Genomic DNA, 23,351 nt, shown 5'->3' on the forward strand with positions numbered 1-23,351 from the left:
CGGCCTGTTTCAATCCTTCTGGCTCTATTATATCAGGAATGATATCGGAAAGGACAACAATTCCTGCATCAAGGACAAGTGTTAATAGGCCTTTTGCGATTTCATATAAACCAACGGCAAGCCCTTTAACAAGGCCCCATACTTTTTCCGATCCCCACTCAACTACATCCCATACACCTTCGAAAAAGTTTGTATATTTAGCCTTTACATTTGCGGCTTTATCATTGTATGCATCATCAACATTTTCAAACCTTTTCACCTTGGAGGTGTAGAGATCCCATAGTTCATCCATCTTATATTCGAGGTTGTTTTTTGTTTGTTGGATGTCCTGCCTAATATTTTCTATCTTTGCTTGATTTATTCGACTTGCTTCTTTTTCTGCGTCTGTTGGGTCATCTAAAAAGCTAAAAATAGAAGTAGGAGAATCATACGTTTTCATAAATGCTTTGGGTACGTTGTTAGCAATTCCGCCATCCATTTGCTTTAAATTAAACCATATATCATTCCTATCTACTCGCATCATGGCATTTCTTGCGATGGGGGAAATATACGCCGTTGTGTCGGCTACATAGTTTTCAAATAAGGATAAGAGATCACCGACTTGGGCTTGGTAATCTTTTATTTTTTCTTTAGAACCGGTGATTCTTGCATCCCAAGCATCAATACTTTCCCCTTTATACGTTTGAATATAAGTGGAAACATCTGTGAGCGACTCTTCCATTGTTTCAAGGTTATTTTCGTATTTTCGGAGTTGCTCGATAATCTCATCTAAAACACCATAATTTATTTGCAAATCTCGTTTCATGATGAGCCACTTCCGATTTTCGCACTAATTTCCTCATCTACTTCCTTCATATTGTTAAGTAGTGCTTTCCCACTTTGATGGATAGCATTCAATTGGTCAATTAAATCACTATTCATATCGTCATTCATGTTATCCAGTAGTGCATCTACCTTATCTATAAAGTCCGAATTAAAAGCTTTTAATCTATCTCTTGTATGAGAACGAAATGACGTCGTATAACTTGTAAATTCTTCTATACTACTATCTAATCGGTCTAACGTTGATTCGAGATCCGCTATATCTAGTTTAATTTCTGATTTCGCCAATCCTATACACATCCCTTCCTTATATAAAACTTCAATCAGAGGAGATTTTTTCCTTTCCCAATTCATTATTAGTAGGGAAAATCTAAAATATACCGCCCATTCCACCACCTAAGCTGATACTTTTAGCTTGAATTTCCGTGTATGTCATAAGAAATAATCTTGGGTTTCCATACACTTCTAATGAAGAATTTCTCATGACCCACTTATAGAGTTAGCTCTATGAATCTATCTGAAATGAGTAGATTGAATGTCATTAATTAGCCGATTTAATTCGGTAATCATTTCATTAACAATCTCCCTCATTTCTTCTTCAACAGAGGCATTTTCTAAGTCCATTTGTTCAAAGTTTTGTTGAATTTCGTTACAAGCATCTTGTAACTTGTTAATAATTCCGGAATCCCAACCACCGTATAATAGGTTATGGCAAAAATTATAGTCATATAATCCCATTATGATTCACCTACTTTTTTCTTCTCCTTCATTTCTTGCTGGAGTTTTTTCATATCTTGATTCGAAAATTCAATGGAGTTCATATTCTTTTCTACAATAAATTCCTGCTTCATTAAAAAGACAAAAGCGTCCTCCATCTCATCTGTATATCCTTGATGAATGACCTTTTTGATTAAAGGGGTTGTAAAATAAATTTGTGATCCTATTCTCACTTCTCCCACTGGATAGACGACCCCTACATATGGAAAATAGCTATGATAACCCTGTGGAGCGATGAATCTCCCTGTAATCACTATTTTGGAAGGGGATGTGTTTGCTTTGTCGGGTTTAAAATAAGCTGGGTCTAGTTCTACAATAGATCCTAATGGGAGTACTTCCCGTGTAATTTCAATCGTATTTGATAATAACTGAACAAACGTTGTCTCATCTAAGGAAAACGTTTATCTAAAAAGGCAATGGTATGTGATGTATCTTCATATGTATAGGAGAGGGTAGTGTGTTTACGATGTAGGTATAAGGATGTACGATTTTTGTAAGCATGATAAAGCTGTTGACATACAGTTTCATCCTCTATAAACTGGTTAAAAAAATCCCTTATAGCATGACCATATTTCAAACGGATTTCCTTTTTTAATGACTGGGTGATTTGATCTACTTTTTGCAAAGCAAGTTTTCGTAACTGATTTTTAAACTCTTCATTCATGAATTTGTATCACTCGCTCTCTTCATTATGCTAAAAACGCGCACTTTTCTATATATAAATATTAATTCCAATTTTATATAATTACAATACTACCTTTTACCTAGTTTTGTACTGGGTATATTTTGCTATTGGCGTATGTCTGGGTGATTATATGCAAGTATTAGTCTAAATGAATGTCCAGTGGAGGGTACAAGTAAAAAGGGAGTTACAAAATAGGAAAGATGCGAATGATCCATTGGGCTCTGCCGATTCAAAATTATACAACCAGAACTACTTATCTCTAGGATACAAGAAAGCCTCAGGAGAGAATAAAAAACAATTGTTTCGACATCTTATTAATCAAGTAACAATTGAACAAAAAGGGGAAATTCCTATAAAAATATGTATTTATCAATTTAATTTTGGAAAGGATGATAGTATAGTAGTTTTTTTAGGTCGTAAGTATTATCAGCCTATGTCAAATGATGCTTCAAAAAAAAAAGGAACTGAATCAAAATTCAGTTCCCTTTTTCACAGAAAATAGTCTTCGTTTTTATTATTTTAATTTATAAACTGATTAAACAGCTTTTACTTTCGATTTAATGATCGGGTATCCCAAGTCTTCAATTGCTTTTTCGATATTTTCAATTGTTACAGCTTCTGAATCAAAATTTGCCTTTACTTTACTTGAGTTAAACATAACTTTTACGCTATCTTTTTCTACCCCATTCAATCCTTTTACGGCGTTATCAATCTTTTGTAAACATGATGGGCAAGATAAAGTTTCTAATTGAATCGTTGCTTTTTTCATGTGTATTTCCCCTTTCTTATATCAAGTATGATAAGATTTGTCTGCTTCCGATAACATATTATATACGCCTGCATAAGTCTCACAAACATCTCCAGGAATCGTGTAGTTATCTGTGATGTTACGCAGTTTTGTAAATTCCTCGTCCAAATTCGGTTTCTCTGTTCCAGCTTCCTTTACTTTTTCATTCATGATTTCAAACAGTTCACGTACTTCGAATGCTTCTGGATGATTCTTACCATGAGCACGTGTGATTGCGGTGGTGTATAAATCTAATGTTGAGAAGTTTTTTTCTACGACTTCGTTAAATTTTGCAGTTTGTTCCGACATGATTCATTACCCCTTTCATTGTATTTTGCTTTATCGCTTAAACAGCTTTTACTTTCGATTTAATGATCGGGTATCCCAAGTCTTCAATTGCTTTTTCGATATTTTCAATTGTTACAGCTTCTGAATCAAAATTTGCCTTTACTTTACTTGAGTTAAACATAACTTTTACGCTATCTTTTTCTACCCCATTCAATCCTTTTACGGCGTTATCAATCTTTTGTAAACATGATGGACAAGATAAGGTTTCTAATTGAATCGTTGCTTTTTGCATATTAAATCTCTCCTTTTTTATATGAATGCTTTACTTTAATTGTTCTACTTTTTCTTTCTAATTCTAGTTTAACGTAATTTAGATTTTAAATAATTGACCGAGGTCAAGTTTCATTACATTTTTAAAATTACTTTCATCTGTTTGGGCAGTCTATTTTGTTTGAGTTGTTTCTACTGTTACTGTTGCTTTTGTTCGGACGTCATTACCTCTTAGTTGCCTCTCAAGCGATATCCAAGTAATCTCATTCCATTTAAAATAACAACCAGGATACTCAATTCATGAACCAACATTCCGATCGTCATGTTCATCCAGTTACTAAATAATAAGGCGGCTAGTAAGATTAAAACGACACCTACTGCAATAATGATATTTTGCTTCATGTTTCTTGCAGTTGATTTTGTCAAACCTAATGCGTGTGGTAAGCGGCTAAAGTCAGAGTTCATCAAGACAACATCGGATGTTTCAATTGCAACGTCCGTTCCACTTCCCATGGCAATTCCGATATCCGCTAATGCGAGCGATGGACTGTCATTCACTCCGTCACCTACAAAGGCGATGATTTGACCTTCTGCTTGCAACTTTTCAATATAAGCTGATTTTCCTTCTGGCAACATATGTCCATGTGCTTCTGTTAATCCAAGTTCACGAGCAACTAAATCAACCGTCCCTTGATTATCCCCGGAAAGGACAACAAGGTTTTTTACGCCAAGTTTTTTCAGTTTCTGCAAGTCTTGCTTCACACCTGGTCGGATTTGATCTCGAACACCCATCAGAGCTTTTAATTCCCCATCGACCGCTGTAAGAACAAGTGAGTTTCCATTTTTCTCAAAGTGTTCGACGTCTTTTTTAGCTTTTTCATTTAACACAATATTTTCCTGTTTCATTAAAGCGATGTTTCCGACTGCGATACGGTGACCAGCTACTTTTGCGACAATACCGCCGCCTTTCACCACTTCCGTTTCTTCTACAGTGGAGAATTTCGTCTCTCCAATATCCTCCAGAACTGCTTTTGCTAATGGATGGTCGGATTCACGTTCCACACTGGCCAAGTAGCCAAGAACTTCATCCATATCCTTTCCATAAAATTCCTTTTCTACGACTTCAGGGTTTCCGATTGTCAATGTTCCTGTTTTATCAAAAACGATTGTATCTACCTTACTGAAATCATTGATAACTTCACTACCTTTTAAGAGGACACCGTTACGGGCACCATTTCCGATACCGGAAACGTTAGATACTGGAACACCGATAACTAAGGCTCCAGGACATCCTAGAACAAGAACCGTAATTGCAAGCTCAACATTATTTGTAAACAGCCAAACAATAATACCAAGGACTAAAACAGCTGGTGTATAGTACTTCGAGAATTTGTCAATAAATCGCTCTGCTGCTGACTTAGAGTCCTGCGCCTCTTCTACTAATTCAATAATTTGACCAAATGTGGTGTCTTCACCAACACGGTCAGCTTGGATTTGAATCGTTCCATTTTCTAAAATTGTTCCTGCAAATACTTCCGAACCGTTCTTTTTACCTACGGGTAGAGACTCACCAGTGATACTTGCTTCATTAATGTGACCTTCACCAATTAGCACTGTTCCATCTACTGGCACTTTCGCACCGGTTTTCACTAACAGAACATCACCTTCATCTACATCGTCAACGTCCACTTCATCAAATTCCCCATTTTCCATTTGTTTCAATGCACTTTCTGGCGCCAACTCTGTTAATTCTTTGATCGCAGAGCGTGTTTTGTTCAAGGTACGTTGTTCCAGATAAGCACCAAATAAGAATAGGAACGTAACAATTGCTGATTCTTCATAGTTTTGAATTAACATAGCTCCAACTACAGCAATTGTAACTAATACATCAATACTAACGACCTTTACTTTTAATGCTTGATACGCTTGAATCGCAATCGGTGCGATCCCAAGAATAGATGCAATAATGAGCGACCAGTTGAAAATGAACATGTTGTCTATACCAAATTTCCCATAGAACCCAAAGACAATTAAAATGGCACTGATCAACGTGATCTGATTTTTCTTTCCTAATATATATCTTTGCATGTTGCTTCCCTCCACATTTCACTTTTTAATTTTGTTGTTGACTCTAGTATAGAATATTAACGAATAATAATAATTGACCAGGGTCAAGTTTTGGCGGTGCCTGTCACTCCCCGATTAAAATATGGCGGTGCCTGTCACTCCCCGATTTTTGTCGATTTTTGTAATATCTTGTCGATAATTATTTTATGATGAAAAACTTCATATACATATAAAACTAAGGTCAGATTCTATTTTGCTAAGACTGTAGCATAATGGAGTCTGACCTTTTATTGCTCAAGTATATTTAGCTAATAACTCATAAAAAAAAGCTTACCTCTATTAACGGTAAGCTTTTTCGACAAACTTCAACAAAAACCGGGTGGTGACAGGCACCTCCAAAACTTCATATTATACACTAGACAAACTACCAATGTCAATTGAAAAATTGACTTTTTTTAATTGACATGATATTATGTAAATAGAATGATTTTGAAGTAATATTCATTTTTTTGAGCGCAGCATCTTCTTCTATACAGAATTTGGATGCGTTTTTTAATTTGATTTTTTTATATCTTACCATCCTATACTTTTATTCAATGCAAACTCATTTGGAAACAATAGGCACAACCATAAAGTTCAAAATATATAAAGAGAGTAGGTTAATGAATTTGAATTTACTTAATGAAAAAGTAACTCATAACGTCTTTGGTAAGGGAAAGATAGTGAATCAAGATGAATCCATCATCACCATTAACTTCAACGAAAATATTAAAAAATTCGTTTACCCCGATGCTTTCGGAACATTTATTTCACTAAAGGATAAAGACACTGCAGAGTCTTTGAAAAAAATCATCTCAAAAAAAGAAATGGAAGAAAAAGCGCTTGAAAAGAAACGTGAAGAGAAAAAGAAACAAGAGGCACTTGAACAACAGCGTATCCAACAAATAAAGGACCACAAAATTCATGAGAGCTCACAAATCGCTTTTTGGTTGGATGAAAATGAACAACAGAATATCTTTACAGATTGGCAAGTATCTACCGGTAAGATACAGAGCGGACCAAATAAAGGTCAACCTAACCGAGCGGCTCGATTGCGTCCAAATAGTGCAGCTCTTTTAACGGCAAGAGGAAAAAATCAAGCAGAAACAGAAAGACAAATTCTTGGTCTATACATGGTAAATGAAACATTCGCCGGGAATCTTAGTGAAGATGGGATGGTCCCAGCTCATGCAGATTTTAAAATCAAGCTCACGGATCAAGAAGCAGAGAAAATGCTTTTCTGGAATTATTATAAAAGCAAAAACTATCCTCATCGAACGACTTGGAATTCTGGTAAATATCGCTATTTTGATAACGTTTGGACCGCACAAATTCTAAAAGATATCATTGCATTAAAAACGGATGAAGAAGAAATTAAAGAAATCAAAAACTTCCTAGAATACTTCTCTAAAATGAACCTCCTCGACATAGATAATATCCCCGAAGCATGCGGTGCTTTAAAACAATAATAAATGAAATATAGCAATGGCTCCCACTTCATTAAAAGAAACGAAGACAGAAAATCGTTTTTTGATTAGCTTGAGATGGACGACTAAATAATCCCCAATAATTTAAAGGGGGATTATATTTTTGTGCGTAAAATTTGTGTAAAGTAACTTTTTCAGTTCTATAAACAGTATAGTCATCATAGCCATTTAAGATGTAAATAGCCTTTGGTAAAGTAATCAATGGCTATTTACATCTTAATTATTTATAAAATAAGTCACATAAACACACCTTGGAAGGCTATCTTTCTTAGAATATTAAGGCACTACACTTGGTTCTGCTAACTCTTCTCTATTTTCTGTTGGTGTACGTTGTATATAAAGGATATTTAGGTAACCTTCAAAAAATAGAACAATTAAAAATGCGTACTTGTACAGATACAGCATAGCATACCTGGGAATCCATGCTTCCAAAGGTTTACACAGTGGAAAAGACAGATTTTCCTTTTTAAAAAAGAAGACACTAGAATTTGTTACTTCATTCTAAAGTGTCTTCCTTTTTTTAGTTTAGGCGTTGACTTATAAATCAACATCAGATCATGCTGCCTTTACATTAAACACATGGATAGCAGATCAACTTGAACATTACGAAACTCTTGTGGATTCTTGCTTGTTACTTTTTTCAACGTTCTTTTCAGCATCCGATGTCTCGTCATCATCCTCCAATACACCATTTGCCGACTGTTTGAACACCCTCAATGTTTGACCTACTGCCTTACCAAGTTCAGGTAACTTGTTCGGGCCAAAGATAATTAAAGCCAAAGTAAGGATTAGAATCAAGCCAGGTACACCGATATTGGCCATTGAACTTTCTTCCCTTCTCCAATTATTTGTTTTACTCCATTTCTAACGGAAACTAGTTAAGCGTTTTTCTTGTAAAAATCTGAATGATTATTTTCCTTTTCTTCTTGAGCTTTTACCTCGTTATACCATAATTCATGATGATGTTTGGCATACTCTCTGTCCATATAACCAGTCGCCATAGCATTGAAGGACGTACGATCAGCTGGATGAAAAATAACCAAATAAACATGAACAAAAAAGAAAAGCGTTAGTAAGACAGCTGACACATCATGAATAAAGAGTGTCACCAGCTGGGTTGTTGCTGAAAACCAATTAAACCAAAGAATAAAACCGGAAATGGCCAAAAAGACACCAAATACAACCGCAAACAAGTAAAATAACTTTTGACCAGTGTTGTATTTCTCTTGAGGAGGCATGCCATCACCCCCGACAAAGTAATGCTTTGGTGCTGCTAGTAACCAGCCAAAGTCGCTTTTATTCCACTTAAATGCTCTTAAAAAGCCAAACCGTTTCTTAGAAAAGATAAAGTAAAGAATAGGTGCTACCACAAATAGCACGCCCCCAATACGATGGAGGAGTCTAATGAAATTGCCAACTTCATTTACCAATAGAGCTGATGTACCTTCAAAAAAGACGGCATATCCTGTCAGTAAAGCCAGGACAAATCCCGCGGCCACTGTCCAGTGCATGATCATGTCTGGAAGGTTATAGCGTTTTACTAATGTCTTCTTCCGCTTATTCATGGTTATCATCCCCATCAGTCGTAACTTCATCTTTTTCTTTATCTTCTTTTCCATAGTTGGCTGATGACACGATAAGGTTCGTTAATAATCCGACAGCTGTTGCACCCATTAGTAATTCCGTTGCTGGTTTCACAACATCACGACGAAAACTTACCAATTCGTTTGTTTTTGGTTCAACCGGTAAACCATAAGTTTCAGGCTTTTCAGTTAAGATATAGATATAGTGTAAACCACCCATTTCTGTATCACCATAAACATTTGCATCTGGAAATTGGTCTTTAATCTCTTCAACACGTTTATATGCTTTATCAACAGCGTTTTGCCAAGTATCAAATTCCAATGAATTCGTTGGGCAAGTCCGGACACAAGCCGGTTCTTCACCATTGGTTACCCTGTCCTGACAGAAATCGCATTTATTCATGCGTTTACTACCTGTTGGGGCTTCTACCTCAAAGCGTGGTATATCAAATGGACAAACTTTTGCACAATACGTACAACCAATACAAGTATCTTGGTTAAAACCAACAAATCCATCCCCATGGTGAAAGAGTGCATCAGACGGGCAAACCTCAACACATGGTGCATCTGTACAGTGCATGCACTGATCTTTCCAGAAAATCCAATCCATGGTATCGGTTGATTTATCATATTGCTCAATAAACCTCATTAGCATCGGTGTATTCGCATTCCGGTCGGCCGGATTCTGATATGTTCCTGGTACATGTTCAAATTCAGTAGCCGGCAGATTATGCCATTCTTTACAGGCTACCTGACATGCCTTGCAACCTGTACAAAGAGTTGTATCCACTAATATTACTTTATCACGTTTTTTAGCCATAAATTACTTGCCCCCCTTCGTCACATTACATGCACATGCCTTATATTCAGGGGTACCTGTATTTGGTTCATAACCGGAATTGGTCACTTGGTTAACGGACTCTCCCTGTACCAAGCCTCTAAATCCCCAGCCCCATGGTACGCCAACCACTTCAACTTCTCTGCCATCTACCTTCAGGGGCTGCATTCGGTCTGTCACCATAGCTGAAACAGTCACATCACCACGAGCAGTGGAAATTTTTACTGGATCACCTGATTTGACACCAGCTTTTTTCGCCAAGCTTTTGCTGATTTCTGCAAAGTTGGATGGCATCAATTCATTTAATTGTGGCGTATTGCGTGTAACACCACCTGATAAAAATTGCTCTGTCACCATATAAGTAGTGAGTACATACGGATAATCTTTTGCTTTACCATACTTTTGAAACTCAGGTAACTCTACTGGAGCTGCAGTCGGATTGGACTGCTGGCTAAACATTGGATTCTTAACAGGTGATTCTAACGGTTCATAGTGCGCTGGAAGTGGACCGTCCCCAATGCCACCTTCATTGCTTATCAATGCGACCTTGAACACATTCGGGTCATACCCCGATTTTAGTGTGACATCAGGTATATTTTGCTGTGGCATTGTAAATGGTCCACGGAACAAGGCACCTTTTCCTTCAGCATTTGAAAAGACTTTGCTTCCCTCTGGCGTATTTGGTGCCTTGTCTTTCGCCGCAATATGCAAGACATCAGGCCCAACCCATCGATTGCCATTCCACGAGACAATTGCACGGTCTTTGTCACGAGGCTTTCCATTTTTATCAGTAGAACCCCGATTCCAAAGCACTCTAGTATTGTCAGGCCATGAAAATGTCCAATTTGGATGAACACCCAGGCCGCTCGGATCATCATTATCACGTCGTAACGAATGATTGCCCTCTTCGGTAATCACACCCGTGTACAAGCCACCCACTCCGGATGATGATTCTCCTGGTTTTAAACTCTGAATCTCTGACCCTGAGTTTAACAGTTTTCCAGTTTTTAAATTATAGCCGTTCATTTCCTTCAGAACGGATTCTATGTCAATACCATGGTCAAGAACTGGATAATCCCATGTTAATTCAAGAATTGCTTTGTCTTTCGAATCGTTACTGTTCGCATAAGATTTTTTTAGCCTTTTCATGATTTCATAAATCATATCGCCATCCGGCATGGATTCGCCTTTTGGTGCCACAACAGCCTTTTTACCCTGAATCCAGCGAGAAGAGTTTGTCATAGTACCATCTTTTTCAAACGCAACAGCTGCTGGAAGTAGGATAACTTCCGTTTGGATATCCTTTGAATTAAAATCAGGATGTAGCCAGAATGATGTCGTTTCGGTTTCAAAAGCCTCCGACACAACTAATAATTCTAATTTGCTCAAGCCTGCTAATGCCATATCCAAAGTCGGCGTGCTGACAACTGGGTTTTGGCCAAAAATAAAGCCCATCTTATATGCGTCCTGATTCATTTTTTCAAAAATCGGCACATAGGTAGCATCGGAAATTCCCGAATCACGCTTAGGTATACGGTGATATCCATATTCATTTTCCGGTGTAGCTTTATCTCCGTACCACGCTTTTAACAGCGAAATTAGTTTCTTCCCATTTGATATTCCAACGGTATTAATATAATCGTTTAATGTTGGATGGGCATCAGTCGGAATTGGTATATATCCTGGTAAAATATGCGCCATAAGAGCCAAGTCTGTTGATCCTTGAACATTTGGCTCGCCACGGTTAGCATTAATCCCGCCACCTGGCATACCCATATTGCCAAGTAATAGTTGAATAATCGCATACATCCGAATTCCTTGTGTGCCGACAGATTTTTGTGTCATACCCAGTGCATACAAAATTGTCCCCGGACGATTATTCACAAACGTTTCAGCAACAAGTTTCATCTTATCCACCGGCATTCCGGTAATCTCACTTGCCTTTTTAAACGTGTAATCTTTAAAATGTCCCTTTAGTTTCATGAGGACACAATCCGGGTCATCTAGTGAATCCGCCTGTATAGGCAGGCCATCCGAATCTAGCTGATATGTCCAGCTATCTTTATTGTATGAACCTTCGCCATCAAATCCTGAAAATAAACCATCTTGAAATTTAAAATCTGGGTTCACTTTATACAGCGCATTCGTATTTTCTCGAATGTATGTTTCATCATATAATTTATTATCTAAAATGTATTTAGCAATAGCACTTAAATAAGCAATGTCCGTACCTGGTCGAACAGGTGCGTAGATGTCTGCCACTTTAGCTGTCCGATTAAACCGTGGATCGACGACAATTATTTTAGCACCGTTTTTTTGTGCTTTTAAAACCCAGCGCATTGCTAATGGATGACATTCTGCCGTATTATTCCCTGCAATAAGAATAACGTTCGCATTTTTCATGTCATTAAAATTGTTTGTCATTGCACCGCTACCAAATGAAGGGGCTAAACTAGCCACCGTTGGAGCGTGTCATATCTCAGCCTGATGCGTGAAATTATGAATACCTAATGCTCGGTTAAATTTCGTATAAAGATAGGCCTCTTCGTTATCAATTTCTGCACTTCCGAGACTGAAAATTCCTTCCGTACGATTGACTCTGACCTCTTCTCCGTCAATATCCACCGTTTTCGTAAAGGTCTCCTCTCGCACATCTTTGACTTTAGATGCAATTTTATCAAACGCATCTTCCCATGAAATTGGTTCCCATTTATCACTTCCAGGTTTTCTAATCAGTGGATGTGTCACACGCTCGTCTGAATTAGTCATTTCCTTCATGGAACGTCCTTTTGGACACAATGCTCCCTCATTTATTGGGTGATCTGGATGTCCTTCTGTTGAAATAACCTTATTATCTTTAATTTTCACTTCAATTCCACAGCCTACAGAACAAAAGTGACATAAACCATAAGCCGTCGTTGCACCTGCTGTCATTAACGGAAAGGCTCTGTCAACATCATCCTTCTCAGCATGGACTCGTTTTTTATCGGCTAGTGCCGCAGCTGCAATAGAAGCTGCTGTGAATTTCATGAAAGATCTTCTTGTCAGTTTTGGCATGATGCTCCCCCTCAAAATTCTCTCAAATCTTTACTAATGAAATATTCCTTAGGAGAATCTATATTTTAAAATTATATTTTTTTCTCTTTATCTTTTCTCACTAAGAACAATATATGAAACATATGATAAATTTACTATTTCAAATCTAGTACAAAGGGATAAAGAGTTAGCGGTAAATCGATTATAGAATAGATTCTCTCAAACATACCGATTATATCACGCGTTATGAATTGTTTTCAATCTATTCTGACAATTACATTATTTACACTTTGGAAATGGTAAAAACGTGTTGGATGTTGCCATGGATGGAAATAAGGCAAGAATGGGAAAAACTAGAACATAGAAAATGAAAGATTTAAGTAACTGTGGAAGCAGGCTCTAGAATATACACCATCGAAGAGGAGCAAATGAGACTGAGAAATATGATTTATTCCTTGACAGATTTTTATATAAAAAAACTCACTATCCTCAAATTTCTTAAACTGTTTATTTATCTCCCAGTTAAATGAGGTGGACAGTCTGGGAGCGCTATCAAAAGGGTACATTTGAAAATCATTATGGCAATAAATAAATACAAAAATCCTTGGGGAAGCGGAGGGAATAGCCTTTGCGGCATGCCAGCAAGTTTTTTGAGTAGCTGGCAGTATGGCATGGAGATCATACCCGCAGAGGCTCAAGGTCAAGTTATAAAAAACACGCACTATTTTCCAAAGTTTATTCCTTATAAAAATTGTTTAGTTTAGTGTTGACATTCCACTCAAGTAGGTTTTACTAATTAATTCAAATTGATTCGAATCATAAACATTTAATTCATCTTCATTCCATTCACTTGACGAAGAAGTCTCTGTAGTAATTTTGGGAGTAGTCTCTGTAGTAATCTCTGGTATTGCAGCGCAATCATTTAGCTTCGAATCACTTTTTTCCACATTCGGAGAAACAGTTTGTTTACTCGAAGTATCATTTTCTTCCATTCGTAATAACTGTTTGTAATCATCTATTGGATATCCTAAATTACTTAAATCTAAAATGACTTTCACCAAGTTCACACGATATTGTAATGTCTTATCCCACTTATACCGAGGGTTATTTCTTCTTTTAACATAATTTTTTTCTACTATTTTACCCAAATACTTTCGAATCGTATTAGGTGACACACCAAGCATTACTTCCTCAGCCAGCTCCTCAGCTTTTTTATAAATCCAACCGTGTTTAAAAGAATCCGCTAAATGATTGTCAAAGCGCTCTCTTTCTTCAAGTTTATATTTAGCGGCATCTTTCATACGATCAATCCAGTAAATTAGTTGACCTAAAATCACCGCTTCTTCTGTACTACCTGTTAATTCCACTAAATCTTCTCTGATGACAGCTTTTTTAATTTTTTGCAATTGAATACTTTCCCCTTTCACTAAATATGTTTTCAAATATAATTTGAATTTTGTTTCCTGATTATCATCTCCTCGTCTACGTCTGCCATCTGGATTTCCAAATAAAAAAAGAGAAAAACCCAAGACAGACGTAGCAAAATAGATACACGTAATTATGTGTATATTTCACTACTTCCTCTTGGGTTTTTCCCTTGTTGTGAGAAAGTCGATCATTTTATTTATTTGACTATCATTATACAACGATGATTTTATATTGCAAGTCTTTTTACTTTTATTTTATAAACACCCACTAACTATTGAATTTACTTCTTTTATTTTATAGGACTAGAAATATCAAAATTTGACAGTACACTATTTAAAGAACACATTTCAATACCTTTTAATCACTCAAGTAACAAGGTTACAGATAAATATTAGCAGCGTTTAAGTTAATTATTCAGGAAAAGTATATTACTTACTGAAACAGCCTGCACGTAATCAACCTTTTATATAGCTGACAATAATAGTGAAAAGTAAGATCCTGAAAGTGTTCTGGCAAGCAAATATTATTCACCGAAAGGGAAAGGAGAAAAAACAAATGCAAGATAAAATCATCTTAAAGAAAAATGCACGAGAACGATTAGAACTTACTAATATAGATTTAAAGTTATTGGCATTTTTAGAACAACAGCGGTTATTAACCTTGCAGCAATTCTATCAAGCTGCAAAACACTTATTCGAACTAGGGATTAAAGAATATAGTTTTAAAAATCGAATCAGAAAGTTTGAGGACTATCATCTAATTCGTTCAGAACATTATTCTAAGGGGTTTGAAGGGGAACGTTTTAAATTCTTGGCTATCGGAAGTAAGGCTGTTGATGTATTAATAGAAAATGGACTTCTAGACCAATCATACAACAAACCCAAAATATATAAATTTAATCAAAAGAAAAACTTGTTGCACTTTATTGCAACACAACAAGCAGCACTAAATATATTAACAACCTTTAATAAGAAAGCTATTAGAGATCCAAATACAAATAAAACAAAGTATCCAATCATTTATAATCAAACTTCATTTTCCTATTCACCAGCAATGTATCCATATACCGAATGGGTAAGAAAACATAAAAATCTACATCGACAAAATAACGGAGCATATCATGCGGAGATAGCAAAATATATGACTACAGGAAGTAAAGCGCGCAATAAATTAAATGGAGCTACGATGACAATAGTAAAACCAGACTGGATTATTAAACTAAAAGGAACACCAGAAGTAAGGGACGCTATAATAAACATTGAGATGGATATGGGAACGGAGCCTATCGAAACCCTAGCTCAAAAGTTATTTAAATACGCAATCCTTGCTGAAAAGAATCCAGAAGTTCTTCATATCATGGATATTGTTATTGTCGATAACAGCTTATCAAATCGTTCCAGTTTTAGTGATGGAATTAGCAGAACAAAAAATATACTACAACGATTTAAGTCAGACTCAGCAGTTATAAAGAGACTAAAAGAATCCGGCTTAAAACTTATCGTTCACCCTTTAGGACTAAATGTAAATCAATTATATAAAACACTACGTAAATACTGATTATTGCTTTTCACGCACAGTCATTCATTTGGAATGACTGATACATAAAACATCATTGGTAACCATTATTGGATACTATGAATAAAAACTATCGTATCAACACTTTCCCTTCAGTTACATCTCTCACCTTTCTATTCACTTTTACTATTAGTTACGATTAATAGTAACCATTATTCAAAGTAATACACTCATTTGATAATCACTAACATAAAAATAGCAATTAACATATGAATGGTAACCATTAATAGATACCAACTCAAACATTGACTGGCACTGCATTTCACTAACTTGATTGTTCTATTACTCTGCATAGTATCTTATATTGGTAACTATTAATAGTTACCATATATTGTATTTAACAAGCCACTGTATTAAATTCTAATGTTGTACATAAAAGTTACCCTTGTTAGAAGAATATTAAAGCTAGAATAATGCCTTTTTGCTGAAATCACTTTATTTTTATATCACAAAAAAACAGTAAAGAATGTTTATATCCTTACTGTCTTTACGTATTCGTTGTAGTACGAGATCATTTAATTAATATCTTTAACATTCTCTCCGGATCAAACCCGCTTATCCACTCTCCATTTATATTGGTTTGTGGAACCGTTAATCTTTTCGTTTTTCCTATCACTTTCATCCTTGCTATAGGATTCAAGTCTACAATTACTTCTTTATAAGTGATATCAAAGGAGTTTAGAAAGCTTTTTACCATTCCGCAGACTGGGCAGAAGCTTGATGTATATACTGTGACAGTTTGATTCATTTGTTCATAACCTCTTTTATTAATTCAAAATCCCTATTGAATCTCACTTGATTACTTACTTTTATCAATACAGGCAATCAATCTTTCTTCAATGTCGGTTGCAATTTCCTGTAATTCTTCATCTTCTACCATTTGAATTAAAGCAGTTGGTTTTGGTAGCCCTATCTTAGTTTTCCCTTCATCATCCTCGTAAACAACGATTTTACATGGAAGGAAATATCCAATTAACTGATTCGTTGACAACACACGTTGCGCTTCTATAGGGTTACATACTTCTAAAACAGTAAATGGATGGTCTAGTTCATATCCCTTCTTTTGCAATGTTTCCTTAATGTCAAACTGCCACTGAACACCAAACTTTTCTTCCTTTAAATTTACTTCCAATGACTTAATGGCATCTTCTATAGATTTGTTTGTCTCTATTGTGTAATGAAACATCTTTTGATTTCACTCCTATCTACTTAGTTTTTATTCAATATTTCCATTCCAATTATTCATTCCACCGACCATATCTTCAACTTTGAAACCTAATGCCTCAAGTATTCCACAGGCAGCTTTACTTCGGTTCCCAGATTGACAAACAACCACGTAGGCCTTATCCTTGTCTAGTTCACCTTTTCGTAATGCAAGCTGACCTAAAGGAATATTGTTTGCACTTGGAATTTTGCCACTAGCTACTTCTCCATTTTCACGAACATCAATTATGAATACTTCTTCACTATTTTGAAGACGTTTAGCTACTTCTTCTGGTGCTATTTGTTTTGCCATCACTTGTCATCCTTTCTAATACCAAGCACTCATTCCACCTTTTACATTGTAAATATTTTCGAAACCTTGTTTTTTCAGCATATTTGCTGCTTTTGCACTTCTCATTCCGCTTTGACATATAACAACAACTTCTTTATCTTTTTCCAATTTGTCTACTTGGCTAGGCAAATTGGAAAGTGGGATATTTTTAAACGGTTTGTGATGATTTGCTTTATATTCACCCGGTGTACGGACATCTATAAATTGAACACTTTTATCCTTAATTTTATCTTTTGCTTCTTGAACAGTTATATTCGTAATGCCCTTTTTGGGAATAAAACGATTGATCACAAAGAGTGCGATCAAAATAATAAAAATCCATTGTATAATATCCACTCTACCTTCACCTTCTCTTTTCTTAACTTTTATCTGATGTCATTTTACCTTCTGTTCTAATTGTTTCATTTGATTACTTCTATTAGGATTTCAACTCACCCATATACCCAGAGGGGTATAATTTATTTAAAAAGAAAAAGGCTGTTAAATTTCCTTTTAGTAAGAAAATTGTTAGAACCTTTATCTACTTTTAACTAATAAATTTACTGCTTCTTTTACAAGTTCTTTCGTGTCTTCACCATTTTCAATATTCTCTCGAACACATTGTTCTAAATTCATGCTTACAATTAATCCAATTGTACGATCAATACCAGTACGCGATGCTGATAATTGAGTGATTACTTCCCTACAATCTTTATTTTGCTCAATCATATTTAATACGCCTCTAATTTGGCCTTCAATACGTTTTAAACGATTTATAACAGATTTATCATACTCCATCTATTATTCCTCCTTTACATGCACAACCTATAATCTCGAAACTACTAACACTATATCCTTTTCTTAATAAAAATCTCACACCTAGATTAATATCCATTCGATCACTCGCAACAACATGAAGTGACTGATCCGGAATCTCACTGTAGTGTCTTCTCAAATAAGCGTAAGGTATCTGCATTGCCACATTTTTTAAAGTTCCTTTTTCGTTGAAATCTCTTAAATCTAATATAACGATATCCTTTTCGCCAATTCTATTTTTACAAGTTATCCCCTTAATTGGGAAGTACCTTCTAAATAATTCATAACATAATAAAACAATAACCGCACTTAGCAAATATATAATCATAATTGATCACCTTTTAATAAGGATTACATAAACAATAATATACCCCATAAGGTATATTGTCAAGATTTCAATATTATTTTCTATTAGTCGCTTTTGCTTTCTTTAACAAAACTTATACACATCATAAGAATAGAAAATATATGGAGGATACACCAAATAATGTACCTCCGTTTCATTACTGTTAAATAATATTCTTCAGATTTTAAGTCAATCTATTTAAAATTATATTCCGTTACTATTCTTTCTCTACCAGTAACTAAATCATTAAAGTATTCATAAAGATTTACACCCAAATAGGAACCAGAAATGTTGTATACATTCTCATATCCTAAATTTTGTAATGCCATTACCATATTATAACTTCTTTGACCTGAACGACAGTGAATGTATACAGGTTGATCTTTTGGAATTTCATCAAGTCTCTGTCTAAACTCACTTAAAGGAATATTAACTGCGTTTTTAAAATGACCTGTATTATATTCACCTTGTTCTCGTGCATCAATAATAAAAGCATTACTTTCTACCAGTTCTCGAACTTGGGAAACTTTGACTTCTTTGTATCTGCCTTTTAGTAGATTTAGCCCTACTAAAGCGGCATGATTAACGACATCTTTAGCCGTTCCTAGCATTGGTGAGTAGGTCAATTCTAGATCTTTCAAATCTTCCAACGTACCATTCATTGTAATCATGGTTGCAATAACATCAATTCGTTTATCTACATTTCCTTTACCAATTGCCTGCGCACCTAAGATTCGACCTGTTGGATATTCATAAACCAATTTAAAATGCATTGGATTGCTGTCTGGCATGAGTCCCACTTTATCTCCCGGCATTAAGTAAACATAATCGTACATCATTCCTGCTTGCTCAGCTGTTCTTGCATTAAGTCCAGTAGATGCTGCATTTAAATCAAAGAGGTGGATGGATGATGATCCGATTACACCGATATTTCTAGTTGGAATTCCATGCATATGGTCTGCGGCCACTCTGGCTTGTTTTTGGGCTGGCCCGGCTAGTGCTAGTCTTGTTTGTTTTTGTAACAAACGATGATACACTTCAATGGCATCCCCAACTGCATAAATATCTCTATCACTTGTTAAGTAATTGGAGTCGACTTTAATAGCTCCTGTTTCTCCAATCTCAAGACCTGCCTCCTTAGCCAAGTTGGTTTCAGGTCTTACACCAATCGCTAATACCACTGCCTGCGCATCAATTTTCCTACCGGAGTTTGTTGTAATATATCCATCAGAAATTTTAGCTAACCCATCATCTAGAATAAGTTCAACTCCGTGATCCACCATTTCTTTATGAAGGATTTGAGCCATATCGTAATCAAATGGTGCCATTACTTGATTTGCAAACTCAACTAAGGTTACATTATAGTTCGCAAGTTTAAGATTTTCTGCAACCTCTACTCCAATAAAGCCACCACCAATGACAGCGATATCCTTCATACCTTTTTGCTTGATATATGAATTGATATTCTCAATATCGACTACGTTACGTACTGTAAAAACATTAGAATTGTCTATGCCTTCTAAATTTGGTCGAATAGGTGAAGCACCGGGGGAAAGCACCAATTTATCATAGCCCTCTTCGTATGTTTTATCTGAGATCAAATCTTTTACAGTGATTGTTTTCTTATCCCGATTAATTTGAATAACTTCCTGTTGTACCCTAGCTTCAATATTGTAGCGACTCTTAAAGATATCGGGAGACATTAAAACAAGTTTTTCGCTATCTTCTACAATACCGCTTAAATGATAAGGTAACGAACAGTTCGAAAAGGATACGTGAGGACCTTTTTCAAACATAATAATCTCTGCACTTTCATCTAATCTTCTGACTCGTGCAGCGACAGAAGCTCCACCAGCAACCCCACCAACAATCAGTACTTTTTTTCCCATATTTAAGCCTCCTATTCTATTTCACCTTGCCACGCTAACATTCCGCCAGTCATATTCGTAACATTGTATCCTTGATTGATTAAAAATTCACATGCTCTTGAACTTCTTCCACCAGAACGACAAACCATGTAATAATGTTTATTTTTATCTATTTTGTCTAAAGAATTTGGGATGTCCCCCAAAGGAATATGTTTAGCTTCAGGAATTTTCCCCTCTGCAACTTCAACGTCTTCCCGGACATCTATAATATGGACGTTTTCTCCATTTTTTATTTTCTCATGTAACTCCACTGCTGATATACTTTTCATCAGTCTGCATCTCCTTTATTATTGTCTATTTTCGTATCTAGAAGGTTTAAAATATTATTTAAGTCAAAATATCTATCCAAATTTTAATAGCAGTACCCGCAATTAAAAGTGCTAATATCACTTGTAAAATTCGGGTATTCATTCTCTTTCCTACTTTAGCTCCAAGTGGTGCCGCTAATAAACTTGCTACAATCATAATAGCAGCTGGCCAATAATCTACTTGTCCAGTAACAAGTTTACCAACACTTCCCCCGATGGAAGAAATGAACGTTACTGCTAAACTTGTTGCAATCGTCATGCGTGTTGGAATGTGCAAAACCGTAAGCATGATTGGTACAAGTAAAAAACCTCCTGCCGCACCGACTATACCAGATGCTATTCCCACAATTAAAGCTAATATTGCCGCCAGCGGCTTGTTGAAGGTAACATCATTTAATGGTACATCGTCCATTTGTTTCTTTGGTACAAACATCATTACAGCTGCAATCACAGCTAGAATACCATACACAACATTTACTGCTTGCTCGGATAAGAAACTCGATCCAAAACTACCAATTAAACTCCCAATTAGGATAGCTCCACCCATATAAATGATGAGCTGCTTGTTTAGGTATCCACCTTTTCGATATGCCCATACACCTGCAATGGAAGCAAACAGTACTTGTACTGCACTTATTCCAGAAACCTCATGGGACGAGAATGCTACTAGACCAAATAAAGGGGGAATATAAAGTAGCATTGGGTATTTAATAATGGAACCCCCAACACCTAACATACCGGATAAAAAGGAACCAATAAACCCAATTGCAAACACAACGATGATAAAAGTTAAATCCATTACTAAACCTTCTTTCTTATTTAGAAAAGCGAGTAGTTCACGCTACTCGCTATTTGGTTTTCTTTATCCTTTTTGAATATAGAAGTACAGAACATCCTCTTCTGTTTTTTGTTCTAATACGGTATGGCCACCTGATTTAGCCCATGCTGGGATATCATTTAAAGCACCCTTATCTGTTAAAAGTACTTCAAGTACTTCACCAGAGTTAATCGTATCCATTGCTTTTTTAGTTTTTACAATTGGCATAGGACATGCTAAGCCTTTTGCATCTAATGTTTTTGTAATGTCCATTTAATTTACCCCCATTTTTTTCTATTGATTAATTAGCGAACTGCACAACGGTTTGGACCGATTTCCATTTCTGTTTGTTCGTCATTATTAGGTGTGATTTTCCCCATATTTACCTGACGAATTTGTTCATACGCATTTGGCTGTGGTGGTAGGTTATCTGTAACAGTACGACGGAATTCCGCTTCATCCTCGATGTTTAATCCATGATTCTCTTTAAACAAATCACCTAATCTTCTAGCCACTGTACCATCTTCATTTGACTCATCAATAATCATGAAATGTGCAGGTAACACCACTAGGTCTTCAGCTAGTTCACGATAACGGGAATATAATGTTTCTCGTAAGTCACCTACCCAATCTTCCGCAAGTCCTGCTAAATCGGGACGACCAATGGAGTCGATAAATAAAATATCACCTGTTAACAAGAACTGATTGTCGATAACAAATGAAGTAGAACCAATGGTATGACCCGGTGAATAAAGTGCATTTACATCAATTTGAGATGCACCAATTTTTACATTTAATCCTTCTGTAAGTGGCGTGTAATCAAACACTACCTCTGTCGCATCTTTTGGTGGTAGATAGTAAGTTGCTCCTGTATTCGCTGCAATATGACGTCCACCTGAAATATGATCTGCGTGTAGGTGTGTATCAAATACGTGCTTGATTTCTACTCCTTTTTCTTTCGCAAAGTTTGTGAATACATCCGTGAAACGCACTGCATCAATAATAGCTGCTTCGCCTTCAGAAATTACCATATAAGATAAACAACCTTTTCCTAAACGAACAAATTGGTATAGCTCCCCACCATTTTCTAAATCGGAAACTTTAATTGGTTCTAGATAACTACTCCAAGATTTCATTCCACCTTCAAGATATGCAACTTCACGACCAGCTTCAGAAAGCATTTCTGCTACCATAACGGAAGATCCTTCCTTAGCACATACTACTAATACTTCCTTATCTGTTGGAAGTTTAGGCAAAATCTCTTCTACACCATCTAATAATTCGAAGTAAGGGATATTTAAATACTCGAATTTATGTCCTTCAATTTTCCAATCCTCAAATGCATCATGATTACGAACATCTAAAATAAATAATTCTTCGTTATCAATTACTTTTCGAGCAACTTCTGCTGCAGTCCATTTATTTACTGTCATTATTAAATTACCTCCATAGGTATATTTTTAATTATTTTTTTGCAGTGGAGAATTTCCCCACTGCATGAAGTTTGATCATCTAATTAGAAAGTTAATGTTGGTGATGCATCTTTTGCATATTCTAGGAATGTTACTGCTCCACCAACTTCAATACCATCAACGAAATCTTCTTTCGTAAGTCCCATAACATCCATTGTCATTTGACATGCTATAAATTTAACACCTAGTTCCTGTGCCATCTCAACTAGTTGTGGGATAGTAGGAACATTTGCCTTTTCAAACCCTTCGGCAAAATGTTCCTTTCCTGCTGGCATTTCTAAATCGTGCATTGCTTGTTTATGAATTAAGTTTAGTCCTTCAAAAGTGAAGAAGATTTGTACCTCTTTTTCTGAAGCTGCTGCTGCTGTTGCGATATTGAATACTTTGTATGCATCAAACATTCCACCGTTTGCTGCGATAATAGCTACTTTTTCTGACATAATAAATT

General features: G+C 35.9%; 30 protein-coding genes. 4 read left to right on the plus strand and 26 right to left on the minus strand.

Annotated elements, in window-relative coordinates; all coding sequences use genetic code 11:
• From FHP05_RS13250 to FHP05_RS13270, 5 genes are all read right to left on the minus strand, one after another.
• On the minus strand, positions 1 to 805 hold an 805-nt coding region (locus FHP05_RS13250), incomplete at its 3' end, for a hypothetical protein (protein WP_147669094.1).
• Positions 802 to 1,110 (minus strand): hypothetical protein, encoded by a 309-nt coding sequence (locus FHP05_RS13255; protein WP_147669097.1) that lies wholly within the window; start codon positions 1,108 to 1,110, stop codon positions 802 to 804. The genes FHP05_RS13250 and FHP05_RS13255, both read right to left, overlap by 4 nt.
• 225 nt (positions 1,111 to 1,335) lie before the next feature.
• Positions 1,336 to 1,560, minus strand: a complete 225-nt coding sequence (locus FHP05_RS13260) for a hypothetical protein (protein ID WP_147669100.1) — start codon at positions 1,558 to 1,560, stop codon at positions 1,336 to 1,338.
• Positions 1,560 to 1,952 carry a DUF4176 domain-containing protein gene (locus FHP05_RS13265; RefSeq protein WP_147669103.1) on the minus strand — a complete coding sequence of 131 codons (393 nt, stop codon included), beginning with the start codon at positions 1,950 to 1,952 and terminating at the stop codon, positions 1,560 to 1,562. Before FHP05_RS13265 ends, FHP05_RS13260 begins: the two co-directional genes overlap by 1 nt.
• A gap of 35 nt (positions 1,953 to 1,987) precedes the next feature.
• On the minus strand, positions 1,988 to 2,263 hold the full coding sequence (locus FHP05_RS13270; RefSeq protein ID WP_147669106.1) for a hypothetical protein: 276 nt from the start codon (positions 2,261 to 2,263) through the stop codon (positions 1,988 to 1,990).
• 169 nt (positions 2,264 to 2,432) lie between these two features.
• Between FHP05_RS13270 and FHP05_RS13275 the strand changes: the two genes are divergently transcribed.
• Complete coding sequence (locus tag FHP05_RS13275) at positions 2,433 to 2,786, plus strand: hypothetical protein (protein WP_147669109.1); 354 nt, start codon at positions 2,433 to 2,435, stop codon at positions 2,784 to 2,786.
• A 33-nt stretch (positions 2,787 to 2,819) separates the two neighbouring features.
• Here the strand turns inward: FHP05_RS13275 and FHP05_RS13280 are convergent, their stop codons facing one another.
• The 4 genes from FHP05_RS13280 to FHP05_RS13295 form a co-directional block, all read right to left on the minus strand.
• Complete coding sequence (locus tag FHP05_RS13280; RefSeq protein ID WP_147669111.1) at positions 2,820 to 3,053, minus strand: heavy-metal-associated domain-containing protein; 234 nt, start codon at positions 3,051 to 3,053, stop codon at positions 2,820 to 2,822.
• Positions 3,054 to 3,074: 21 nt separating this feature from the next.
• Complete coding sequence (locus tag FHP05_RS13285; RefSeq protein ID WP_147669114.1) at positions 3,075 to 3,380, minus strand: iron-sulfur cluster repair di-iron protein, ric; 306 nt, start codon at positions 3,378 to 3,380, stop codon at positions 3,075 to 3,077.
• Between the two features lie 37 nt (positions 3,381 to 3,417).
• Entirely contained in the window at positions 3,418 to 3,651 is a 234-nt protein-coding gene (locus FHP05_RS13290) for a heavy-metal-associated domain-containing protein (RefSeq protein WP_147669116.1), read from the minus strand.
• Positions 3,652 to 3,860: 209 nt separating this feature from the next.
• Positions 3,861 to 5,717, minus strand: coding sequence for a heavy metal translocating P-type ATPase (locus FHP05_RS13295; RefSeq protein ID WP_147669120.1), 1,857 nt, complete (start codon positions 5,715 to 5,717; stop codon positions 3,861 to 3,863).
• A 641-nt stretch (positions 5,718 to 6,358) separates the two neighbouring features.
• On the opposite strand from FHP05_RS13295, the gene FHP05_RS13300 reads away from it, so the two are divergent.
• Positions 6,359 to 7,204, plus strand: a complete 846-nt coding sequence (locus tag FHP05_RS13300; RefSeq protein ID WP_330998096.1) for a malate synthase — start codon at positions 6,359 to 6,361, stop codon at positions 7,202 to 7,204.
• A 621-nt stretch (positions 7,205 to 7,825) separates the two neighbouring features.
• Here the strand turns inward: FHP05_RS13300 and FHP05_RS13305 are convergent.
• The 4 genes from FHP05_RS13305 to fdnG are packed head-to-tail and all read right to left on the minus strand — an operon-like array spanning position 7,826 to position 12,700.
• The gene (locus tag FHP05_RS13305; RefSeq protein ID WP_147669123.1) at positions 7,826 to 8,044 is read right to left on the minus strand and encodes a twin-arginine translocase TatA/TatE family subunit; all 219 of its coding nucleotides are present in this window, start codon (positions 8,042 to 8,044) and stop codon (positions 7,826 to 7,828) included.
• A 56-nt stretch (positions 8,045 to 8,100) separates the two neighbouring features.
• Complete coding sequence (locus FHP05_RS13310; protein WP_191126353.1) at positions 8,101 to 8,787, minus strand: formate dehydrogenase subunit gamma; 687 nt, start codon at positions 8,785 to 8,787, stop codon at positions 8,101 to 8,103.
• Entirely contained in the window at positions 8,780 to 9,625 is an 846-nt protein-coding gene (locus FHP05_RS13315) for a 4Fe-4S dicluster domain-containing protein (protein WP_147669129.1), read from the minus strand. The genes FHP05_RS13310 and FHP05_RS13315 overlap by 8 nt, the downstream gene beginning before the upstream one ends.
• Positions 9,626 to 9,628: 3 nt before the next feature.
• The gene (fdnG, locus tag FHP05_RS13320) at positions 9,629 to 12,700 is read right to left on the minus strand and encodes a formate dehydrogenase-N subunit alpha (protein WP_147669131.1); all 3,072 of its coding nucleotides are present in this window, start codon (positions 12,698 to 12,700) and stop codon (positions 9,629 to 9,631) included.
• A gap of 545 nt (positions 12,701 to 13,245) precedes the next feature.
• On the opposite strand from fdnG, the gene FHP05_RS15405 reads away from it, so the two are divergent.
• On the plus strand, positions 13,246 to 13,443 hold the full coding sequence (locus FHP05_RS15405) for a hypothetical protein (RefSeq protein ID WP_191126354.1): 198 nt from the start codon (positions 13,246 to 13,248) through the stop codon (positions 13,441 to 13,443).
• Here FHP05_RS15405 and FHP05_RS13325 read toward each other — a convergent pair.
• Positions 13,435 to 14,208 (minus strand): hypothetical protein, encoded by a 774-nt coding sequence (locus FHP05_RS13325; protein WP_147669134.1) that lies wholly within the window; start codon positions 14,206 to 14,208, stop codon positions 13,435 to 13,437. The genes FHP05_RS15405 and FHP05_RS13325 overlap by 9 nt on opposite strands.
• 454 nt (positions 14,209 to 14,662) lie before the next feature.
• Here FHP05_RS13325 and FHP05_RS13330 point away from each other — a divergent pair, with 454 nt between their 5' ends.
• Positions 14,663 to 15,664, plus strand: a complete 1,002-nt coding sequence (locus FHP05_RS13330; protein WP_144925651.1) for a replication-relaxation family protein — start codon at positions 14,663 to 14,665, stop codon at positions 15,662 to 15,664.
• Between the two features lie 529 nt (positions 15,665 to 16,193).
• Here the strand turns inward: FHP05_RS13330 and FHP05_RS13335 are convergent.
• The 12 genes from FHP05_RS13335 to FHP05_RS13390 form a co-directional block, all read right to left on the minus strand.
• Positions 16,194 to 16,430 (minus strand): glutaredoxin family protein, encoded by a 237-nt coding sequence (locus FHP05_RS13335; RefSeq protein ID WP_144925649.1) that lies wholly within the window; start codon positions 16,428 to 16,430, stop codon positions 16,194 to 16,196.
• A 51-nt stretch (positions 16,431 to 16,481) separates the two neighbouring features.
• A complete protein-coding gene (locus FHP05_RS13340; protein ID WP_088051593.1) occupies positions 16,482 to 16,868 on the minus strand; it encodes a DUF302 domain-containing protein in 387 nt (128 codons plus the stop codon).
• 30 nt (positions 16,869 to 16,898) lie between these two features.
• Positions 16,899 to 17,198: a rhodanese-like domain-containing protein gene (locus FHP05_RS13345; RefSeq protein WP_088051594.1), complete on the minus strand. Its 300-nt coding sequence runs from the start codon at positions 17,196 to 17,198 to the stop codon at positions 16,899 to 16,901.
• Positions 17,199 to 17,213: 15 nt separating this feature from the next.
• Positions 17,214 to 17,573 carry a rhodanese-like domain-containing protein gene (locus FHP05_RS13350; protein WP_144925640.1) on the minus strand — a complete coding sequence of 120 codons (360 nt, stop codon included), beginning with the start codon at positions 17,571 to 17,573 and terminating at the stop codon, positions 17,214 to 17,216.
• Between the two features lie 180 nt (positions 17,574 to 17,753).
• Entirely contained in the window at positions 17,754 to 18,014 is a 261-nt protein-coding gene (locus FHP05_RS13355) for a metal-sensitive transcriptional regulator (RefSeq protein ID WP_088051596.1), read from the minus strand.
• Positions 18,004 to 18,360, minus strand: a complete 357-nt coding sequence (locus FHP05_RS13360) for a rhodanese-like domain-containing protein (RefSeq protein ID WP_144925637.1) — start codon at positions 18,358 to 18,360, stop codon at positions 18,004 to 18,006. Before FHP05_RS13360 ends, FHP05_RS13355 begins: the two co-directional genes overlap by 11 nt.
• Before the next feature lie 212 nt (positions 18,361 to 18,572).
• Positions 18,573 to 20,267, minus strand: a complete 1,695-nt coding sequence (locus tag FHP05_RS13365; RefSeq protein ID WP_147669137.1) for an FAD-dependent oxidoreductase — start codon at positions 20,265 to 20,267, stop codon at positions 18,573 to 18,575.
• An 11-nt stretch (positions 20,268 to 20,278) separates the two neighbouring features.
• Positions 20,279 to 20,575, minus strand: a complete 297-nt coding sequence (locus FHP05_RS13370) for a rhodanese-like domain-containing protein (RefSeq protein ID WP_147669139.1) — start codon at positions 20,573 to 20,575, stop codon at positions 20,279 to 20,281.
• Positions 20,576 to 20,633: 58 nt separating this feature from the next.
• Positions 20,634 to 21,413, minus strand: coding sequence for a sulfite exporter TauE/SafE family protein (locus FHP05_RS13375; RefSeq protein WP_147669144.1), 780 nt, complete (start codon positions 21,411 to 21,413; stop codon positions 20,634 to 20,636).
• Positions 21,414 to 21,476: 63 nt separating this feature from the next.
• Complete coding sequence (locus FHP05_RS13380) at positions 21,477 to 21,704, minus strand: sulfurtransferase TusA family protein (RefSeq protein ID WP_088051601.1); 228 nt, start codon at positions 21,702 to 21,704, stop codon at positions 21,477 to 21,479.
• Positions 21,705 to 21,736: 32 nt separating this feature from the next.
• Positions 21,737 to 22,864: an MBL fold metallo-hydrolase gene (locus FHP05_RS13385; protein ID WP_088051602.1), complete on the minus strand. Its 1,128-nt coding sequence runs from the start codon at positions 22,862 to 22,864 to the stop codon at positions 21,737 to 21,739.
• 83 nt (positions 22,865 to 22,947) lie between these two features.
• Positions 22,948 to 23,343 (minus strand): DsrE/DsrF/DrsH-like family protein, encoded by a 396-nt coding sequence (locus tag FHP05_RS13390; protein ID WP_147669147.1) that lies wholly within the window; start codon positions 23,341 to 23,343, stop codon positions 22,948 to 22,950.
• Positions 23,344 to 23,351: the final 8 nt, after the last annotated feature.

The organism is Cerasibacillus terrae, from assembly GCF_008039555.1.
GTDB classification, from domain to species: Bacteria; Bacillota; Bacilli; order Bacillales; family Amphibacillaceae; genus Cerasibacillus; species Cerasibacillus terrae.

What these genes read in the sequence shown, in the direction of transcription:
- FHP05_RS13375 (WP_147669144.1), bottom strand. Translation starts at nt 21,413, where the DNA reads ATGGATTTAACTTTTATCATCGTTGTGTTTGCAATTGGGTTTATTGGT.
- FHP05_RS13370 (WP_147669139.1), bottom strand. Translation starts at nt 20,575, where the DNA reads ATGAAAAGTATATCAGCAGTGGAGTTACATGAGAAAATAAAAAATGGA.
- FHP05_RS13305 (WP_147669123.1), bottom strand. Translation starts at nt 8,044, where the DNA reads ATGGCCAATATCGGTGTACCTGGCTTGATTCTAATCCTTACTTTGGCT.
- FHP05_RS13295 (WP_147669120.1), bottom strand. Translation starts at nt 5,717, where the DNA reads ATGCAAAGATATATATTAGGAAAGAAAAATCAGATCACGTTGATCAGT.
- FHP05_RS13285 (WP_147669114.1), bottom strand. Translation starts at nt 3,380, where the DNA reads ATGTCGGAACAAACTGCAAAATTTAACGAAGTCGTAGAAAAAAACTTC.
- FHP05_RS13300 (WP_330998096.1), top strand. Translation starts at nt 6,359, where the DNA reads ATGAATTTGAATTTACTTAATGAAAAAGTAACTCATAACGTCTTTGGT.
- FHP05_RS13340 (WP_088051593.1), bottom strand. Translation starts at nt 16,868, where the DNA reads ATGTTTCATTACACAATAGAGACAAACAAATCTATAGAAGATGCCATT.
- FHP05_RS13270 (WP_147669106.1), bottom strand. Translation starts at nt 2,263, where the DNA reads ATGAATGAAGAGTTTAAAAATCAGTTACGAAAACTTGCTTTGCAAAAA.
- FHP05_RS13390 (WP_147669147.1), bottom strand. Translation starts at nt 23,343, where the DNA reads ATGTCAGAAAAAGTAGCTATTATCGCAGCAAACGGTGGAATGTTTGAT.
- FHP05_RS13280 (WP_147669111.1), bottom strand. Translation starts at nt 3,053, where the DNA reads ATGAAAAAAGCAACGATTCAATTAGAAACTTTATCTTGCCCATCATGT.
- FHP05_RS13355 (WP_088051596.1), bottom strand. Translation starts at nt 18,014, where the DNA reads ATGGAGTATGATAAATCTGTTATAAATCGTTTAAAACGTATTGAAGGC.
- FHP05_RS13330 (WP_144925651.1), top strand. Translation starts at nt 14,663, where the DNA reads ATGCAAGATAAAATCATCTTAAAGAAAAATGCACGAGAACGATTAGAA.
- FHP05_RS13260 (WP_147669100.1), bottom strand. Translation starts at nt 1,560, where the DNA reads ATGGGATTATATGACTATAATTTTTGCCATAACCTATTATACGGTGGT.
- FHP05_RS13290 (WP_147669116.1), bottom strand. Translation starts at nt 3,651, where the DNA reads ATGCAAAAAGCAACGATTCAATTAGAAACCTTATCTTGTCCATCATGT.
- FHP05_RS13275 (WP_147669109.1), top strand. Translation starts at nt 2,433, where the DNA reads ATGAATGTCCAGTGGAGGGTACAAGTAAAAAGGGAGTTACAAAATAGG.
- FHP05_RS13360 (WP_144925637.1), bottom strand. Translation starts at nt 18,360, where the DNA reads ATGATTATATATTTGCTAAGTGCGGTTATTGTTTTATTATGTTATGAA.
- FHP05_RS13315 (WP_147669129.1), bottom strand. Translation starts at nt 9,625, where the DNA reads ATGGCTAAAAAACGTGATAAAGTAATATTAGTGGATACAACTCTTTGT.
- FHP05_RS13380 (WP_088051601.1), bottom strand. Translation starts at nt 21,704, where the DNA reads ATGGACATTACAAAAACATTAGATGCAAAAGGCTTAGCATGTCCTATG.
- FHP05_RS13310 (WP_191126353.1), bottom strand. Translation starts at nt 8,787, where the DNA reads ATGAATAAGCGGAAGAAGACATTAGTAAAACGCTATAACCTTCCAGAC.
- FHP05_RS13385 (WP_088051602.1), bottom strand. Translation starts at nt 22,864, where the DNA reads ATGACAGTAAATAAATGGACTGCAGCAGAAGTTGCTCGAAAAGTAATT.
- FHP05_RS13365 (WP_147669137.1), bottom strand. Translation starts at nt 20,267, where the DNA reads ATGGGAAAAAAAGTACTGATTGTTGGTGGGGTTGCTGGTGGAGCTTCT.
- FHP05_RS13345 (WP_088051594.1), bottom strand. Translation starts at nt 17,198, where the DNA reads ATGGCAAAACAAATAGCACCAGAAGAAGTAGCTAAACGTCTTCAAAAT.
- FHP05_RS13335 (WP_144925649.1), bottom strand. Translation starts at nt 16,430, where the DNA reads ATGAATCAAACTGTCACAGTATATACATCAAGCTTCTGCCCAGTCTGC.